Source organism: Acinetobacter sp. COS3, assembly GCF_000475335.1.
Lineage (GTDB): Bacteria > Pseudomonadota > Gammaproteobacteria > Pseudomonadales > Moraxellaceae > Acinetobacter > Acinetobacter venetianus.
In genome coordinates this window covers 1-220 of the sequence record NZ_AXCD01000079.1, presented here as the reverse complement: position 1 = coordinate 220, position 220 = coordinate 1, and the positions used below count along the sequence as shown (strand labels likewise).

General features: G+C 58.2%; 1 pseudogene. It reads right to left on the bottom strand.

The annotated features are described in order from the left end of the window. A pseudogene (locus IO68_RS33490) lies at positions 1-220 on the bottom strand (collagen-like protein); the annotation flags it as partial.

The following is a 220-nucleotide window of genomic DNA, read 5'->3' as shown; positions in this document are numbered from 1 at the left end:
CACCTGTTGCACCAACTGCACCCGTGTCGCCTTTAGCGCCTGTCGCACCTACAGTACCTGTATCGCCTTTAGCGCCTGTCGCACCAACTGCACCTGTATCGCCTTTAGCGCCTGTCGCACCAACTGCACCTGTATCGCCTTTAGCTCCCGTTGCACCAACTGCTCCTGTGTCACCTTTGGCACCTGTCGCACCAACTGCACCTGTATCGCCTTTAGCGCC